Source organism: Marinomonas mediterranea MMB-1 (genome assembly GCF_000192865.1).
In the GTDB taxonomy this organism is placed as follows: Bacteria; Pseudomonadota; Gammaproteobacteria; order Pseudomonadales; family Marinomonadaceae; genus Marinomonas; species Marinomonas mediterranea.
Window position 1 is genome coordinate 2,448,856 of the sequence record NC_015276.1, and the last position, 16,040, is coordinate 2,464,895.

15 protein-coding genes and 1 pseudogene are annotated in these 16,040 nt (G+C 44.6%); 1 reads left to right on the top strand and 15 read right to left on the bottom strand.

Annotation, left to right across the window (positions count from 1 at the left end; genetic code table 11):
* Positions 1-328: 328 nt before the first annotated feature.
* The 5 genes from MARME_RS11185 to MARME_RS11205 all read right to left on the bottom strand — a co-directional run bounded on the left by MARME_RS11185 (position 329) and on the right by MARME_RS11205 (position 7,212).
* A complete protein-coding gene (locus tag MARME_RS11185; RefSeq protein WP_013661376.1) occupies positions 329-3,031 on the bottom strand; it encodes a heavy metal translocating P-type ATPase in 2,703 nt (900 codons plus the stop codon).
* Positions 3,028-3,507 (bottom strand): MerR family DNA-binding protein, encoded by a 480-nt coding sequence (locus MARME_RS11190; RefSeq protein ID WP_013661377.1) that lies wholly within the window; start codon positions 3,505-3,507, stop codon positions 3,028-3,030. The genes MARME_RS11185 and MARME_RS11190 overlap by 4 nt, the downstream gene beginning before the upstream one ends.
* A 266-nt stretch (positions 3,508-3,773) precedes the next feature.
* Positions 3,774-5,762, bottom strand: a complete 1,989-nt coding sequence (locus tag MARME_RS11195; protein ID WP_013661378.1) for a methyl-accepting chemotaxis protein — start codon at positions 5,760-5,762, stop codon at positions 3,774-3,776.
* 233 nt (positions 5,763-5,995) lie between these two features.
* Positions 5,996-6,802 carry a DUF2145 domain-containing protein gene (locus MARME_RS11200; protein WP_013661379.1) on the bottom strand — a complete coding sequence of 269 codons (807 nt, stop codon included), beginning with the start codon at positions 6,800-6,802 and terminating at the stop codon, positions 5,996-5,998.
* 80 nt (positions 6,803-6,882) lie between these two features.
* The gene (locus MARME_RS11205) at positions 6,883-7,212 is read right to left on the bottom strand and encodes a hypothetical protein (RefSeq protein WP_013661380.1); all 330 of its coding nucleotides are present in this window, start codon (positions 7,210-7,212) and stop codon (positions 6,883-6,885) included.
* 136 nt (positions 7,213-7,348) lie between these two features.
* Here MARME_RS11205 and MARME_RS11210 point away from each other — a divergent pair, with 136 nt between their 5' ends.
* Positions 7,349-8,101 (top strand): helix-turn-helix domain-containing protein, encoded by a 753-nt coding sequence (locus MARME_RS11210; RefSeq protein WP_013661381.1) that lies wholly within the window; start codon positions 7,349-7,351, stop codon positions 8,099-8,101.
* 74 nt (positions 8,102-8,175) lie between these two features.
* Here the strand turns inward: MARME_RS11210 and MARME_RS11215 are convergent.
* The 10 genes and pseudogenes from MARME_RS11215 to MARME_RS11260 form a co-directional block, all read right to left on the bottom strand.
* A pseudogene (locus tag MARME_RS11215) lies at positions 8,176-8,772 on the bottom strand (acetate uptake transporter); the annotation flags it as partial.
* 126 nt (positions 8,773-8,898) lie between these two features.
* On the bottom strand, positions 8,899-9,591 hold the full coding sequence (gene yjjG / locus MARME_RS11220) for a pyrimidine 5'-nucleotidase (protein ID WP_013661383.1): 693 nt from the start codon (positions 9,589-9,591) through the stop codon (positions 8,899-8,901).
* Positions 9,592-9,655: 64 nt separating this feature from the next.
* The gene (gene yjjX, locus MARME_RS11225) at positions 9,656-10,219 is read right to left on the bottom strand and encodes an inosine/xanthosine triphosphatase (RefSeq protein WP_013661384.1); all 564 of its coding nucleotides are present in this window, start codon (positions 10,217-10,219) and stop codon (positions 9,656-9,658) included.
* 156 nt (positions 10,220-10,375) lie between these two features.
* Positions 10,376-11,476 carry a chorismate synthase gene (gene aroC / locus MARME_RS11230; protein WP_013661385.1) on the bottom strand — a complete coding sequence of 367 codons (1,101 nt, stop codon included), beginning with the start codon at positions 11,474-11,476 and terminating at the stop codon, positions 10,376-10,378.
* A gap of 25 nt (positions 11,477-11,501) precedes the next feature.
* Positions 11,502-12,404, bottom strand: coding sequence for a 50S ribosomal protein L3 N(5)-glutamine methyltransferase (gene prmB, locus MARME_RS11235; protein WP_013661386.1), 903 nt, complete (start codon positions 12,402-12,404; stop codon positions 11,502-11,504).
* A gap of 94 nt (positions 12,405-12,498) precedes the next feature.
* On the bottom strand, positions 12,499-13,263 hold the full coding sequence (locus MARME_RS11240) for a hypothetical protein (RefSeq protein WP_013661387.1): 765 nt from the start codon (positions 13,261-13,263) through the stop codon (positions 12,499-12,501).
* Between the two features lie 191 nt (positions 13,264-13,454).
* Entirely contained in the window at positions 13,455-14,258 is an 804-nt protein-coding gene (locus tag MARME_RS11245; protein WP_013661388.1) for a DUF4892 domain-containing protein, read from the bottom strand.
* A gap of 75 nt (positions 14,259-14,333) precedes the next feature.
* On the bottom strand, positions 14,334-15,194 hold the full coding sequence (locus MARME_RS11250) for an alpha/beta fold hydrolase (protein ID WP_013661389.1): 861 nt from the start codon (positions 15,192-15,194) through the stop codon (positions 14,334-14,336).
* A gap of 21 nt (positions 15,195-15,215) precedes the next feature.
* Positions 15,216-15,692, bottom strand: coding sequence for a SixA phosphatase family protein (locus MARME_RS11255; protein WP_013661390.1), 477 nt, complete (start codon positions 15,690-15,692; stop codon positions 15,216-15,218).
* 78 nt (positions 15,693-15,770) lie between these two features.
* Positions 15,771-16,028 carry a DUF4389 domain-containing protein gene (locus tag MARME_RS11260; protein WP_013661391.1) on the bottom strand — a complete coding sequence of 86 codons (258 nt, stop codon included), beginning with the start codon at positions 16,026-16,028 and terminating at the stop codon, positions 15,771-15,773.
* Positions 16,029-16,040 lie beyond the last annotated feature (12 nt).

The following is a 16,040-nucleotide window of genomic DNA, read 5'->3' on the forward strand; positions in this document are numbered from 1 at the left end:
AAGGAAAAAGTAGTTATTTAAGGGTTATCTCAGCATTGTCAGGGTGTTCTTTACAAGTCTGCGCCGCAAATGGCTCTAGAAGCCCCGAGGTATAAGGGCTCCAGAAGGAGGAGTCTGAGATAAGGGCCGAAGTCTGGCCCATTAAGGCTTGAGGTATCGTGGATCAAACGCTATTGATCCACGTATTGACGTTTGATTTCAGATGTTAAACATTCGCTAAAAGCCGCCATGCAATAAACACAATTAGCCCAATTCCAATGAAGACTATTAATCTGCTTTCACCCTCTTCGCTTTTCCCCTTTCTCTAGTTGGGCGACTCGAAAGGTGATTAGCGCGGCGAATAAAAACGCAACCGATTGGCGTTGGTGACGACAGTTAGGGAGGATAATGACATGGCTAACCCTGCCACGATGGGGCTTAGTAGCCAACCAGTCATTGGGAACAACAAGCCTGCTGCAATTGGAATGCCTAAGCTGTTGTATAAGAAGGCCCCCATAAGGTTTTGCTTTATGTTGCTCATAGTGGCACTGCTCAGTGCGATTACATTTGAGACGCTGTGCAGTGAACTTCGTAATAATGTAATGTCGGCGCTTTCGATGGCGACATCGGTACCACTGCCGATCGCAAAGCCAACATTGGCTTGGGCTAGAGCGGGTGCGTCGTTTATACCATCGCCCACCATGCCGACGATACGACCTTTAGCTTGAAACGCTTTGATATGGGCCAGTTTGTCGTCTGGCATTAAGTTGGCGTGAAACTCGTCAATGCCCGTTTGCTTGGCAACGGCTTCGGCGGTTTGTGGGTTATCCCCCGTGAGCATCACGACATGAATGCCTTGGCGGTGAAAACGCGCAATGGCGCTTGTGGCGTCTTCTCTTATTGGGTCGGTAATGCCAAACATAGCGGTGAGTTCATTATCGATACTGAAATACACCAGTGTATTGGCTTCGTCTTGCCAAGCGGAGGCGTACTTTACGGCGTCGCCTTCGATGGCAATATTAAAGTGTTGCATCATGGCTTTGTTACCAAGCAGAATGCGTTTTTGTTTTATTCCGTCTGCATCGACTTCCCCTTCCCCTTCCCCTTCCCCTTCCCCTTTAAGAACCCCCGACACGCCCATGCCTGTGTGTGTTTGAAAGTCTGTTATGTCGAGTGCTGTCGCTTCTCTTGACTGGCTTTCACTAGACCAGCTTTCGCTGTTTGCTGAAAATTGACTCAATGCTTGTGCCAATGGGTGCGTTGAGCCTTTTTCCAACGCGGCGACATAATCCAATACAGAAACACGATCTGAAAAAGACTGATAATGAACAACCTTTGGTTTGCCTTGTGTGATGGTGCCTGTTTTATCAAGCAACATGACGTCGATATCACTGGCTTGCTGTAACGATTCGCCATTTCGGATCAAAGCGCCGTGTTCTGCCGCTTTGCCGATGCCAATCATAGTGGATATCGGCGTTGCCAGCCCCAACGCGCAAGGGCACGCGATGATTAAGACGGACGTTGCGGCGACCATCATATAGGCAACGTTGTTTTCGATGCCAACGTTATACCAAACCAACGCGGTCACGATAGCTAAGACCATAACGGTCGGCACAAAAACCGCCGAAATTCGGTCAGCCAAGTGGCTGATAGGCGGTTTTGAGTTTTGCGCTTTTTCGACTAGGTTCACGATTTGAGATAGACGCGTCTCTTTGCCTACTTTAGTGACCACAAAGGTAAAACTGCCCTCCTCGTTGATGGTCCCCGCCGACACCATATCGCCCGTTTGTTTTTCAATGGGGATCGGTTCGCCAGTGAGCATTGATTCGTTGATCGTGGTTTGCCCTGCATCAATGCGGCCATCGAGTGGGATTTTTTCGCCTGCCCGCACCCGAACCCTATCGCCAACGGCAACGCGTTCAATTGCCGTTTCTACGTCTTTGTCATGGTGAACAACCTGTGCCGTTTTTACTTTTAGATCCAGCAAACGTCGAATGGACTCGGAGGTTTTGCCTCTGGCTTTTAATTCTAGCGCCTGACCGAGGTTGATTAGACCAATGATCATGGCGGACGCTTCAAAGTAGAGGTGTGCTGAACCCGTTGGAAAGGCTGACGGGAGCACAACCACCATCATAGAATAAAGCCATGCCGTTCCGGTACCTAACGCTATAAGTGTGTCCATATTGGCGTGGCAGTTTTTTAACGCCTTCCATGCACCGGTAAAATAACCTTTTCCAGCGTATACAAGAATAAACAAGGTAAGCACACCGACGATAAACCAAATTAGTTGCTCAGTTGGCGTCGATACACTCATGCTGCCACCCAGCACGCCGTAAAGCATAAGCGGAATGCCTAACGCCAGAGCTAGTTTGCTGTGGGTGACTTTTTGGTTGTATTCTTTGGCGTCGCGTTTGGCACGTTGGTCTTCAGGGCTAGCACTGTTTTCAGGATTAGGCCTTTCGCTATCGAAGAGTACACTTGCACCATACCCCGCTGACTCAATGAGCGCGATCACTTCGTTGTTCGACAAGGAGGTATTGAGATGAGCGGTTCGGTTGGCAAAGTTAATATTGAGAGATTGTATCTGTTCTGGCTTATCGAGCGCTTTTTCGATGGTGTTTACACAGCTCGCACAAGTCACACCTTCTAACAGTAGATTCAGCTCGGATAATGACTCGCGCGCTTGTGATTCTTCAGCATTGGATTTATCTGTTTCTATCGCATTTGTTTCAGCGACACGTGTTTCAATGACAGGGTGATTACTTGCCTTGTCATCATTTTTGTTATCTTTTTTGCTCTCTTTTATGTCTTCTTTTTTATCAGAAGCGTCGTTAATATTAGGCGTGATTAAATCAGCGACGTAACCCAGTTGGGTTATCTGCTCAATTACCTCTGCCGCTTTCATTACGGTGGTGATATGGGCTCGATCACGCGTCGTGGTTACTTCGATTTCAAGGTTTGGGTCTTGGTTTTTTAGTTGCGCTTCAATTTTTCGCACACAACCACCGCAGGATACTTTCGCAAGCGACAGCTCAAAGGTGTATGATGTCATAAGCTGACTCCCTTTATATCTTCAATTTTCTCTTTTATTTTGTCTTCTATTTCAGAAAAAGACGCGTTTCTTTTATCCGACCATGCTTCGATCAAACAACAGATAGACTGACCGTTTGGCTCGGTATCTGGGAGGCTGGCCCATGTGCTTTTGGCTTCTTCCATGATTTCAAGATGACGCTGAAACTCGGCAATTTTCCGATGCGTTTCCTGTATTTTATCATCTAGCATGCTTCTGACTGTCGGGCATGGCGAGCTACCCTGCTGGGAAAATTCGATGATCTCTTCGATTTGCTTTAAACCAAACCCAATCGATCGGGCTTGGGTAATAAAGCGAAGTCGCGCAAGCGCGTTTTGGCTATATACCTTGTATCCGTTATTCGGATCTTTGACGGCCTCAATTAGCCCTTTACGAGTATAAAAACGTACCGTTTCGGCCGTTACTCCAGCCTTATCGGCCAGCTCTTTCGTTAACATGGTCTACCACCTTGGCTGCACGCTATGTGTTCTTAGTATATAGACAGTTTAAAAGCTATGTGTAACACAAAGGTCAAGGAGTGTTTTTAAATAGAAATTGTTTTAGAAAGGTGTTGTTAGAGAAGTGTATTTTGGAAGCGATGTTTTTTTTGAAAGGAGTTTTAAGAAGGTTCCACTTGGCAAGTAAGTGATGGCAAATAAGCGACGCCCTTTCCATGCTCGAAAGTTAATCAAACATGGAAAAGGGCTGACAATGGTTTGGACGGTTATGTTTCCGCTTCGAGTTTAAAGCGCTTCATGATGTCTTTAAGATTAGAGACTTGATCAATCAACTCTTCACTCGACTTGGCGGTTTGAGTTGAGGTAGCGGCATTTTGCTGGACAACTTGATCGATGTCAGTCACTTGGCGGTAAGCGTCGTTAACGCCCGACGCTTGTTGCTCACTTGATTCGGCAATTCTCGATACGAGTGACGAGGTCGATTCAATGCTTTTAATAATAGACTGAAGGGATTCAGAGGTTTTTTCAGCAATGTTTGCGCCGTTGACAGAATCAGCCTGCGCTGCGTTGATCAATCGAGTGGTTTCTTCTGCTGCTTGTGTACTCTTGGAAGCAAGTGTTCGAACCTCGTCTGCTACCACGGCAAAACCACGTCCTTGCTCGCCTGCGCGCGCAGCTTCAATAGCGGCGTTAAGGGCGAGAAGATTCGTCTGCTCCGCAATTTCATCAATGTTGCGAATAAACTCGACGATACTTTCGCTGGATTTTCGAATCGCTTGCATGGCTTGTGTCATTTCTTCCATGCGTTTTTGGCCTTCGAAAATAGTCGCCTGAGCGTCTACAACCAATTGATTTGCGTCTTTGGCATCCGACGCATTCGATGCAGTCTGTTGTGACACGTTGTCTAACAGTGTTGAGATAGACTCTACACTGTCTTTTTGTTGGGTTGCGCCTTCTGCAAGCGATTGACTCGCTTCAGAAACTTGGTCGATCCCTACCGCCAATGTATCACCCGCTTGCTGGATGTTACGCAAAATACCGGTTAATTGGTGGTTCATGTCGGATAGTGCTTTACCCAATACGTCGTTTTCAGAGGCTAAAGTGATATTGGACGATAGATCGCCGTCGGCGATTTTCTGCGCAAATGCAGCTTTTGCTTTCAGTGCATCGATCATATCGCGGACAGAGGCATAAAGACTGTCTTTGCGCTCGTTTGTATTTGGCAGATCGAAGTCCAGTTCACCACGAGAAACACGCTGAACGATCTCGGTTACCTCGGCTGGATCGCCGCCTAATCTTAGTTGGGTACGTCTCGTAATCACAAAGGCAACCACAACAGCCAATACAATAGCACATACGACAAGTGAACTAATCAGCGCTTTTGCTATGTCACTTTGTCGTTCTAATACCGGCCCCATCGATGCTTGATCATCACGTACGGATTTTTTAATGGCTGCGATAGACTCTGCCAGTAATGGGTCGATGCGTTCTAGGGTTTCTTCCACTATGCTATTGCGCGCAACAATAACTTGCTCCAATCGATCGACACTTGCTCTGTAGTTCTCTAGATCTTTTCGTAGTTGGATGGTCGTCTCAATGCGTGCGTCGTTATAAACATAATCTAAGAAATCGAATAAGTTGACGTTCACCTCACCAAAATCTTTTTTCCCATGCTCAATGTCGTCATTGGCGCTGGTTTCTAAAAACTTCGATAAATTTAATCGGCCCGACATGAAGTTCTTCAACGCAATAGAGGCTAGCCCCGATGCTTCTGAATTGTCGTTGATCTCCGTCTCTTGAATCAAAGAAGACAGTGTTTCTTCAATGTGAACGCCTGTTTTAGATATCGAGTCTCTTAATAGTGAACTCCGCTCTTCGATCAAGTGAGAGATACTCTCAAAACCTTGCTCATACTCTGTAATGTGCGTGTGTAACGCATCGATAATAGACAGACGTTCTGAGTCCGTCATGATAGATTTTGCTTGGGTGAGAATTCTGTGGGTTTCATCAAGGTATTTTTGAAAGGCTTCTTTGTCTTCATTATTCGAACGGATAATAAAGTTCTTCACCTTCATCTGCATCATCAACACGTCGGCTTGCAACTGACCTGTGATAGAAGTTGTGGCTGCGAGTTGCTTATAGTCACTAAAACCGTCTTCCGCTTTCTCCATCGTAACGAATGAAGTGACACCGACGACCACCAGTAAAATTAGGACTATACCAAACCCAAAATACAAGGAATTCTTAAAACTCATCGTTGCTCCTTAACCTAAGACGTGGGAGGGATTACATTAAAATCAACATAATCAATACTATTTGTTATTTGTTACATTTATGTAACTAGTTATAACTTATGTAATATTAGGTTAAAGAGCAAGTTTTTTGGTATATACCAGTAAAATATTCCTTTTCAATTTTATTCTTCTGTTAGCGCTACAGCCCCAATAGCACTTCCTTTAAGATAGATAAACAACAAGCCTTCGTAGAATCAAAGCGTTACAACGTGCTGATCTTCGTAAAAGCTAATTCCCTTGTTTACCAATTTGAATTTGTCTAAATAACGATAAATTGAGGTAAAGGTCGTTGTCTGAACATCTCCCGAATGGTCTCGTGTAGCGACGTCTTTTACAAACATGGAACCCAAAGTCAGTTTTAGTGGACTCACGTCTAACATTTGAGGGTCAAAATACGCTTTAGCATTTTCTTTAAGCTGTTCTCGGTCCGTTGTTTGATAGATGGCTGCATTCAAGAGATCCAATGTGTACTCAGTGCAGTTTTGCAACGTCGAGTTAAATGGGTTCGCAATCACTGAGTAATTAGGGTTATGGAGCTTTTTGTCGTCTCCGTTTGCATACAGCGCAATCAATCGAGTTTGAACCGCTTCACTCGGAATAATGATGCCTGCCTTAAGTGTTTCCGCCCCCCAAAAAAAGTCGACCGGATAATCCTGAATAAGCTGGCTTTTATCTCTGGCGTTGTCCAGTTGGTATAAATTGTGGATCGCATACCCTTGCACCGTTTCGCCGTCGTTTAACTGTATGTCCGAGTAAATCGCCACCGCTGTATGCGTATAGCGAATGCCTTTTGGTAAATCTTTTTCGGGACGACCAACTCTGGCGATAATAAAAGCTCTCGCTTGTTGTGAGGCCGCGTATTTTTCGACGTTTTTCGCAAAGGTGACGATCCTATCGGCAGAGATCTTGGCGTTTTGGTTTGCTTGACTGCCACCCCAAGCTGTCATGGGTATTAACACAGACGTAATAAGCGACATGATAAATACAATGATAATTTTCATATTCCAATCCCTAGTTCAAATGGTGAAAGCAAGAGTAGGCATAATGAGATATGCCCTACTCCTTTGTGGTCATTTCGAGGTTATTCTTGAATGGCTTGATCTGGTGATGGGCCGGCTGTCACGGTTTGCTCAGTGATATTAAAAGCGCCAGGGATCTTATTGTGTGCGTTTAACGTGCTCGCTCCCACTTGAGTGCTGGCCGCGCCGACTGACCCAGCAACAGCTCCAGAAACAAGGATTGGCGATGCAACTACAGCACTAACAGGTTGAGCAACTGATGCAACACCATGACTCACACCAAGGGATAAATGCTTACTCGCTTGCGTGCTATGATCGCTAGAGGCATAAGACGTCGAACAGACTACGGCAGAAAATAAAGCGATGATGATAGAATGTTTAATTAACTTCATAGTTGAAACTCCATTTTTGTGTTTGGTGAGACAAAATCTAGAGCAAGGATCTTCTCCGGTAAACTCAAACCTGAGAAGTTGATATATTCAAGACTAAAGGTATTATTTATCGATACTTTACAGGCAGGAAGCGCCAATGAGCCAAATAAATCAAGTCAATCTCACCTTGAAACGTTTACTTAAACAAAGTCAAATTACTTATAAAGACATTGCCGATCAGTTGGATATGAGTGAAGCCAGCATAAAGCGTATTTTCTCTACGCAAAGTTTCACGTTAGATCGCCTAGAGCAAATTTGTAGTCTCCTAAAAATGACGCTATCGGATCTTTTTATCTTGTCAGAAAAGCAAACTGAAAAAGTCAGTCAGCTTACGCAAGAGCAAGAAAACGAGCTTCTCGCTTCTCCAAAGCTGCTAGTGGCTGCGATTTGTATAAGAGACAGCTGGTCGTTCCAAGAAATGATCGACTTCTATGACATCTCGGAACATGAAGGGATTCAACTCATGTCCAAACTAGACAAGCTCAAAGTCATCGAGTTTTTACCCAACAATCATTATCGCTCGCTCATAGCGCACGATTTTCGTTGGTTACCTGGTGGGCCGTTAGAAACCTTTATTGAACAAGAAATACTATCGAGCTTTATGAAGGCGAAGAAAGGAGAAGAATGGGATTATCGACTGTATTTAAGTGGACGTTATTCAGAATCGTCTATCGAAATTATTAGGCAAATGTTAGAAAAAGTTGCTTTTAAAGCTTCGGCTCTAAACCAAGAAGACTCGGTTTTACCTATGTCTAAAAGACAACGGACGGGCATGTTGTTCGCGATGAGACCGTGGGAGTCGGATTTTATTAAGTCTCTAGAACGTACTGAAGAGATACCTAAAGACTAAAACGTAAAGGTATTATCTAAAAGAACGATTTCTACGAAAGCTGACTCTCGTAGAAATCACGTATTACTTGAAAACTAGGCTATCGCCGCGCTGTTAAAATCACGAACTCGCGGTTGCCCGATAGGCAAAATGGTACGCCCATATTCAGCATTCAACACTTGTGCCATGGCGAAATAAATCGCACACGCGCCGCAGAATATACCTTCAAACCCAGCAATCACCCCGATCGTCTCATTACCAGTAAAGTCGCGGACAGCCAAAAGCATAAACAACACAGTGAGAGAGCCAAACACCACTTGCTTAGCGAAGGGGTAACGCAAAGAGCCTATAAACATAAAGCCCGTGAAAATCCCCCAAAGCATTAGATAGCAACCCATAAAAGAAGGTGGGCTAGAGGCAAAGCCCATTTTCGGTAAAACGATTAAACCAACAAGCGTCAACCAAAACAAACCATATGATGTAAAAGCAGTCGTCCCAAACGTATCACCACGTTTAAAACACATTATCCCGACAATCACCTGGCTTAAACCGCCGTAAAAGATCCCCATAGCAAGGATCATCGAATCTATTGGGAAAAAACCAGCGTTATGGATATTAAGCAAAACCGTGGTCATACCGAAACCCATTAACCCAAGAGGGGCTGGGTTAGCGTACTGCGTCGACATTATCTGCGCTACCTTATAATCAAATACGAGTGAAAATTCGGGCGCAGTATAGAGTTCCTCTTCCGCTTAAACCAGCGCTATTTAATTACAAAACACTGCTAGTAAAAAACATGATTCAGCGTAGATTTTCCCTTAATGCAAGCTCAGACTTAACCAATCTCTCAACTCAATAAGGTTCCGCACCTCTTTCGTAGGAATGATATCCGTGGCGTTCGATAGTTGATCGTGATTCACCCAGCAGGTATCAATCCCTGCGTTGTTGCCGCCCTTTATGTCGGAGCCAAGCGTATCACCAACCATCAGCGCCTTGCTTTTATCATCACAATCTAAAAGCGATAGCGTATGCTCAAAGATGGAAACATGAGGTTTAGCAATGCCATACTGTTCAGAGATAACGACATGGTCGAAGTAAGGCCAAAAACCGGTGCGTTGTAGGCGTTTTTGTTGTAGCCCTGTAAACCCGTTCGTGATAATGGCGAGCTTAATCCCCCGCTCAATTAAACTCTTAACAAGATCTTGCGCTCCGTGCAGTGGCTTACAAATATCTGCCATCGATTCCAAAAAGCCATCGTTTAATGATTCAGGCGATACGCCTAACTTAGTGGCCCAAGAATCGAATCGGGTGATTTGCAGTGTTTTGGCGTCTATGTCGCCGTCTTGATACTGAACCCAAAGGGGTTTGTTGACTTGTTGGTATTCTTCAAAGTCTTTTTTAGTAAATTCTATATCGTATTTTTCAAATAAATCTCGTAAACCCGCCTGTGCATCGAAGTGAAATAAAGTTTCATCCGCATCAAAGATAATGTAGTCGTATTGTCGGGGCATTGTTTATCCTTTTAGGCTCAGTCTTCTAAGTTTCTTTTCAAATTTGTTTTTCGGATGCGCTTTTCTATTGGTAGTGCTCTGGATGAAAATACGGCGCCAACGCAAGCGTGATTGCATCAATGTAAATACTTTCCCGCGTGGCAAGATGATTGGTTAGCAACCCAATCGCTCCGCCCTTCTGTTTTATGTTGGTTTGATTAAATACGTCATCCATAACATGCCCTAGCTCTTCGCCCGCTTTTAAGCGATCAAAGATACGTTGAGGAAGTGGCAGATTGGCAGAACGACCAACAGAATGACGACTTGGCCAGTTGTCGCCGTGCTTGCCGCGAATTGACACATAGGCGAACGTCGAAGGGCCTTCAGCGAACTTGTCAACACCACCTTCCATTGCAACGTAATAGTGGTAATCGTCTGCACTGTCCGATTGTTCGCAATAAGCAGTTCGATTCTCCGCGCCTATTCGAGTTTCTTTTTCTGTCATCGGTTGATCCGCGACCTTCGACGGGGCGTTCACCCCCTCACAGTGGATAGCATGATCTGGAAACGCGTTTGAAAACGCTTTATAAGCAGCGCCGACTTTTACAGGATTTTTAGAACCGACTAACACTCGAATAACAACGGACACAACCACTCCTCAACACTGACCGTAAAACTTCGGTTTAAATGGTACCAAACAAAAAAGCCGATGCATCTAGATGCATCGGCTTTTTTAAAATCAAAACTCAGAATTCACTTTTTATTCGCACTTACCACTACCAAGCAGTGTTTGGCGAAAGCAAACTTATTTAGCTAACCCATTAATCACTGGCGTATCACACTCAACATCTGCATTCTGTCCACGATGACGCAGCAGATGGTCAATCAAAGTCAGCGCAAGCATCGCTTCTGCAATTGGTGTTGCACGAATGCCAACGCATGGATCATGACGACCTTTAGTGATGACATCGATCTCATTGCCTTCACGGTCAATACTTTTACCAGGAACAGTAATACTGCTTGTCGGTTTTAATGCCATATGAACCACGACATCTTGACCAGATGAGATACCACCAAGAACGCCGCCAGCATGATTGCTTAGGAAGCCGTCTGCTGACATTTCATCGCGGTGTTCACTGCCTTTTTGCTCAACAACGTCGAAACCATCACCAATTTCAACACCTTTAACCGCGTTGATACCCATCATGGCTTTCGCAATATCAGCATCTAAGCGATCAAACACGGGAGCGCCTAGGCCAGGCATAACATTTTTCGCCAGCACGGTGATTTTCGCACCAACTGAATCGCCTTCGCGACGTAATTCAGTCATGTATTCTTCTAGCTTTGGAATCGCCTCTGGATCAGGGCAGAAGAAAGGGTTTTCATACACCTGAGTGAGATCTTTCATTTCAAGTTTAATAGGACCAAGCTGTGACAGAAAACCTTGGATTTCAATGCCGAAACGCTGCTTAAGATACTTCTTAGCAATGGCTCCAGCCGCGACGCGCATTGCTGTTTCACGTGCAGATGAACGACCACCGCCACGATAATCACGAAAGCCGTACTTCTGGTTGTAGGTGTAATCAGCATGCGCCGGACGAAAGGTATCTTTAATGTTGCCGTAGTCACGCGACCTTTGATCTGTATTTTCAATCAATAGACCGATTGGCGTGCCGGTTGTTTTACCTTCGAACACACCAGAAAGAATTTTTACCTGATCCGGTTCGCGGCGCTGCGTTGTGTAGCGAGACGTACCAGGCTTACGAAGATCAAGATCTCTCTGAAGGTCTTCCTCGCTAATCTCAACACCTGGAGGGCAACCATCTACAATCGCTCCAAGCGCCAAACCATGACTTTCACCAAAAGTGGTCACTTTAAATAATGTACCAAACGTATTGCCAGACATAGTGCTAAGTACTCTCTAAATAATCTTATAAAAAAGTGTTTAATTGTTCTTTTGTTAATACGAAGACGCCATTACCGCCTTGCTCAAGCTCAACCCACATGAACTCTGTATCAGGGTAAGCGGCTTGCAATGCAACTTCGCTATTACCTACTTCGTATACGACGATACCGCTGTCATGCAAGTAATTAGCAGCTTGACTTAAAAATCGTCGTGTAAAATCAAGCCCGTCGTCTCCTGATGTTAGCGCTAACTGAGGCTCATTGTGGAACTCGGCAGGAGCGCTACTGTAATCCTGCGCGTCGACATAAGGCGGGTTGCAGACAATAAGGTCGTATTTATTACCTGCTAAACCATCAAACATATCTGACTCTATCACCGACACTCGATCATCTAGATCATAATCAGATACGTTATAGCGCGCTACATCAAGCGCCGCTGAGCTTATATCTGATAGGTCTACTTCCGCGTCTTCAAACGCCAACGCGGTCGCAATCCCGATACAACCACTGCCTGTACACATATCGAGAACATTCATCGGGTAATGTGGAAGCCAAGGCTGAAACTCATTTTCAATTAGCGTCATGATTGGCGAGCGAGGAATTAAGGTGTCTTTGGTAACTTTAAAGTCTAACCCCATAAACCATGCTTTACCTAATAGATATGGCAACGGCTCTCGCTTTGATATACGACTATGAACAAGCTTTACGATGCGCTTTCTTTCATCGATAGTCAGTCGAGAATCAAGCATGTCCTTATCAAAGTCCAATGGCAGACGCAATGCTCCCATAACAAGGTGTACCGCTTCATCCCATGGGTTATCCGTTCCGTGACCATAAAACAAATCCACACTTTGAAAGCGGCTGTAGGTCCAGCGAATAAAATCTTTAATCGAATGAAGGTCTCGTATAGCTGACTGATTTCGGCTCATGTCATCTCTTTATTAATATCGGTAACCGTTGAAAACGGCGAGATTATAGCGTGTTTTGAATTCAGCGCCCATAGAGTATTACGGTACATGAGGATCATTTTTGTTTCGCTGGTGTTTCTTTGTTTTCGACAATCTGCGTCAAGTCGCCTACTTTGCTCAACACTTGTTCGATTAGTGCAGTTTGCTCTAACTTGTTCTGAGCTAATGCCCGTTGTGATTCGAGTTCAGACGACAGTCGTTTGTTTTCTTCTCTTAGACTTCTCAACTCTGCGTCTTGCTTAGCGAGATCCACTTCACGCTGGGCAAGATTCAAGTTTAATTCTTTTAATTCGGCTTCCTGCTCTGAAATCTGACTTTGCTGAACTCGCGTTTGGGACAATTGATTGTCTAAACGTTCGCTAACCTGAGACAACTCTTGCTGGATCAGTCGGTTTTCTGCGTTAAGTGTAACGTTGTCTTCACGAAGCTGGTCTATTTGCGCCTCTTGATCAGCAACCACATTCGATAGCGATAGATATTGACCGGAGAGCGAACCTTGCTTCAACGAGAAATGCTCTTCTATATCCGCTGACTTTTCATCCAGCAGTAACGCCAATGTTTGAGTAACATCTCGAGAGAAGCGCTTTAACGCGGGATCAAGCAAAGCGTCTAATTCAGAAAGTTCATTCTTCTTATATTCTTGATAAAGCTCTTCCCACTCACTTACGCCATTTAGCAACGTGGTATTGGAACACTTTCGGCCATCTAGCTCTAAGAAATGCGCCGCCAACCTTGGAATGTTAGGGAAACGATTTTGTTCCAATAAGCGCCAACACGCTTCGATGATCTCTTCTCTGGATATGTTTGCCTTACGAGCCATGCCATGAAACCTTCTCAAATACAGTAATTGAAATAAATTATATTTCTAAATTATCAAAATAGACAGGGAAGATTCAGCCATAACACACAGTTGCCTATGCGGCTGTACATAAGATAACACTATACGATGTTTAAACAATCTCGACAGCGTTATCGTGCACTAGTAATGGATTCCATTCTATGTAACTGGCTCTATTGTGAGTAGATAAAGATAATTCGATCGTCACCTAAAGTGGCGCGTCCCAAGTTCGCAATATTTACGAACTTCACCTTTTGCTTTTGGCTGTCGTTAAGACCCGCTAAAATCGTTTCAATGGTTTCATCGCCGATCGCCAGCGCTGTTTTATCCAACGAACCTGAGCTAGTGACAAACCCAACAACACGCTCATCATTAGAAAGGTCGTCTAAAAAACGGCGAATGCGGGGCTGATCACTGGCAGACATTTGAGCAACAATTTCTAAATCAACGGATTTATCCTGCTCTGGCACAATTTCATCCAATCGAACCATAATATCACCCGCGCCTCGGCGGTTGATATAAAGCACCTGATAAGCCCCCGATGCTTCAGAAACCACCATTAAGAACTGTTTACCATCAGGACCGTAGAGTAGATAATCTTTAAAGAAATTGTTCGCCCAAGCATTAGAGCTTCCGCAGCTTCGAGACTCACACTGGTATTCGACTGTTGCGCCATCCAAGGATTGCAACGCCTCTCGGTAGTGTTCGATCACATTTTCGAGCGGTACATTTCGACCTATCTTGTAGAGGTTTTTCTGCACGTTGCCAACAACACGTTGAACGACTTCTGGCTCCCAACCTCTTCCAACACGTTGAATTTTAGCCAGCGGTATCTCTGTGTCTACCTCTACTTCCGGTACACTTTTGACAAGTTGCGCGCCGCGATAAAGCTCAATATCGCTAATAAGGGCTTGAGCAATAGAAGACCACGCTAAACCACATCCTAGGATAAGCTTTGCCACATATTGTTTATTCATATACTTCCACCCTTTTTAGCGAACGTTAATTCACTTTACCCATCATTCCCTTAACTCATACATTTCAGCAAGGGATCAGTTTTTATCAATAAAATGTGTAATGTGCTCAGCCAAAGACAGAACACTTTCTTTTTCTAAGTGAAAATGGTGGTTGCCTTCGAGCCAGTGCATTTTAATCCAAGAAAACTCATTCGCACGTTTATCGACTTGCTTTTTCTTATCGACATACAGCCCTTGGTTCGCGAGTAAAGCTAATGTAGGACACTTAACCTCATGAACAAACGACGCCACAGCATCGTCATCCATACGATAAGGCGATGGGAAAGCTAGCTTATTGTCGTGCCGCCAATACCAGCTTTCGTCATCCTGATACGCGCCTCGTTCAACTAATATTCGAGCACTGTCCATACTCATCTGAGTAAAGCCATTCGCACGTGCATACACCATATCTTCAATACTGGGGTAAGTTGCTGGTCGGTTCACATTGAGTTTTAACATCTTTTGAACAGCGCGCTGCATGGTCGATACTCGCTCCTGAGCGTCAGATGTCGCTGGCCCCATACTGTCTAATATAATAAGACCCCTTACTTTCTCTGGAGCAAGTGCAGCAACCAACAAAGCCACACCACCTCCCATGCTGTGGCCAATTAGCCATGAACTTTCATTGCTCAGCTGTAATACGCTGATGACATCAAGTGCATGGTCCCACATATGGTAAAATGCGCCATCAGATCGATGCTCGGAAAAGCCGTGGCCCGCCAAGTCTAACGCAGTAAAGTTAAACTCATTGAGATAAGGCGCTAAATGATCAAATGTTGCGGCATTGTCCATCCAACCATGAAGGCCGAGAACGCGAAGCGCATTGGGGTTTGTAGATCGCCATTGCTTTGCAGCAAGGCGTGTATGTCGTAGTGTGTAAAAAACGTCGTTTGGCATATTCCTTCAGCTTCACCAAATTTACTTATTAGTCGGGTGTATTGACCATTGAAAATGACAGCACGCCGTCGCAAACAATTCACCTTCTAGTGCTGCAATCGTTGCTGTCGTCATTCCAAAGCTCGCTGGGAGCGGTTCTTGAGCGAGCAATTCAACCAATTGATGTGCAAATGGCTGGTGCGTGATAAGTAAAATAGAGTCATAAGGCTGCTCATTTAGCCATAGTGCGACATCAAGCTCCTTACCACTTGGCGTGATACCGCCCTCTGTAACCAATGGACCATCAAACGGATAAACACTCAAAAACTCTTGGGCTGTTTGTTGAGCGCGGACGTAAGGGCTTACGAAAATGGCGTCGATCTTGTCGCTGCATTCGACAAATTGGTGCGCGGAATTACGAGCTTCCATTCGACCAAAGTCAGTCAAGTTACGCTCAGCGTCGTTCTGATAACCGTACGCCTCGGCATTTCCGTGTCGCATTATATAAAGCTTTTTCATAACTTTTAATCACTCTTTTCTGTACACATTCGACAAAAGACACCTTAAATACAATAAAGTGCCGTTAACATGTCGAAACTACCAAGGCTTAAAAGGATATGGTTTATCTTCTACATCAAATGAGAGGAATTTTATGGTGTCTCGAATAAACGAACTTATACCTGAAAGCCAACCATTAAGTGTCGTAGGTTCATGTTTAGAGCCTAGCTTTACTATCGTGACAATGAATAAGAGTAGACCAAAAAGAGTCAAAGCAATATTCAAAAGCCCCCAATAAACCAACATAAATACAAGTCGGATCCAAAATGACTGACTTTGATACCCCGCTTTATTCATTTTACTCTCCTA

Excerpts from the sequence above, each read along its gene's own strand:
- MARME_RS11240 (WP_013661387.1), bottom strand. The coding sequence starts at position 13,263 with ATGGCTCGTAAGGCAAACATATCCAGAGAAGAGATCATCGAAGCGTGT.
- MARME_RS11210 (WP_013661381.1), top strand. The coding sequence starts at position 7,349 with ATGAGCCAAATAAATCAAGTCAATCTCACCTTGAAACGTTTACTTAAA.
- prmB (WP_013661386.1), bottom strand. The coding sequence starts at position 12,404 with ATGAGCCGAAATCAGTCAGCTATACGAGACCTTCATTCGATTAAAGAT.
- MARME_RS11260 (WP_013661391.1), bottom strand. The coding sequence starts at position 16,028 with ATGAATAAAGCGGGGTATCAAAGTCAGTCATTTTGGATCCGACTTGTA.
- yjjG (WP_013661383.1), bottom strand. The coding sequence starts at position 9,591 with ATGCCCCGACAATACGACTACATTATCTTTGATGCGGATGAAACTTTA.
- MARME_RS11185 (WP_013661376.1), bottom strand. The coding sequence starts at position 3,031 with ATGACATCATACACCTTTGAGCTGTCGCTTGCGAAAGTATCCTGCGGT.
- aroC (WP_013661385.1), bottom strand. The coding sequence starts at position 11,476 with ATGTCTGGCAATACGTTTGGTACATTATTTAAAGTGACCACTTTTGGT.
- MARME_RS11205 (WP_013661380.1), bottom strand. The coding sequence starts at position 7,212 with ATGAAGTTAATTAAACATTCTATCATCATCGCTTTATTTTCTGCCGTA.
- MARME_RS11245 (WP_013661388.1), bottom strand. The coding sequence starts at position 14,258 with ATGAATAAACAATATGTGGCAAAGCTTATCCTAGGATGTGGTTTAGCG.
- MARME_RS11255 (WP_013661390.1), bottom strand. The coding sequence starts at position 15,692 with ATGAAAAAGCTTTATATAATGCGACACGGAAATGCCGAGGCGTACGGT.
- MARME_RS11250 (WP_013661389.1), bottom strand. The coding sequence starts at position 15,194 with ATGCCAAACGACGTTTTTTACACACTACGACATACACGCCTTGCTGCA.
- MARME_RS11200 (WP_013661379.1), bottom strand. The coding sequence starts at position 6,802 with ATGAAAATTATCATTGTATTTATCATGTCGCTTATTACGTCTGTGTTA.
- MARME_RS11195 (WP_013661378.1), bottom strand. The coding sequence starts at position 5,762 with ATGAGTTTTAAGAATTCCTTGTATTTTGGGTTTGGTATAGTCCTAATT.
- MARME_RS11190 (WP_013661377.1), bottom strand. The coding sequence starts at position 3,507 with ATGTTAACGAAAGAGCTGGCCGATAAGGCTGGAGTAACGGCCGAAACG.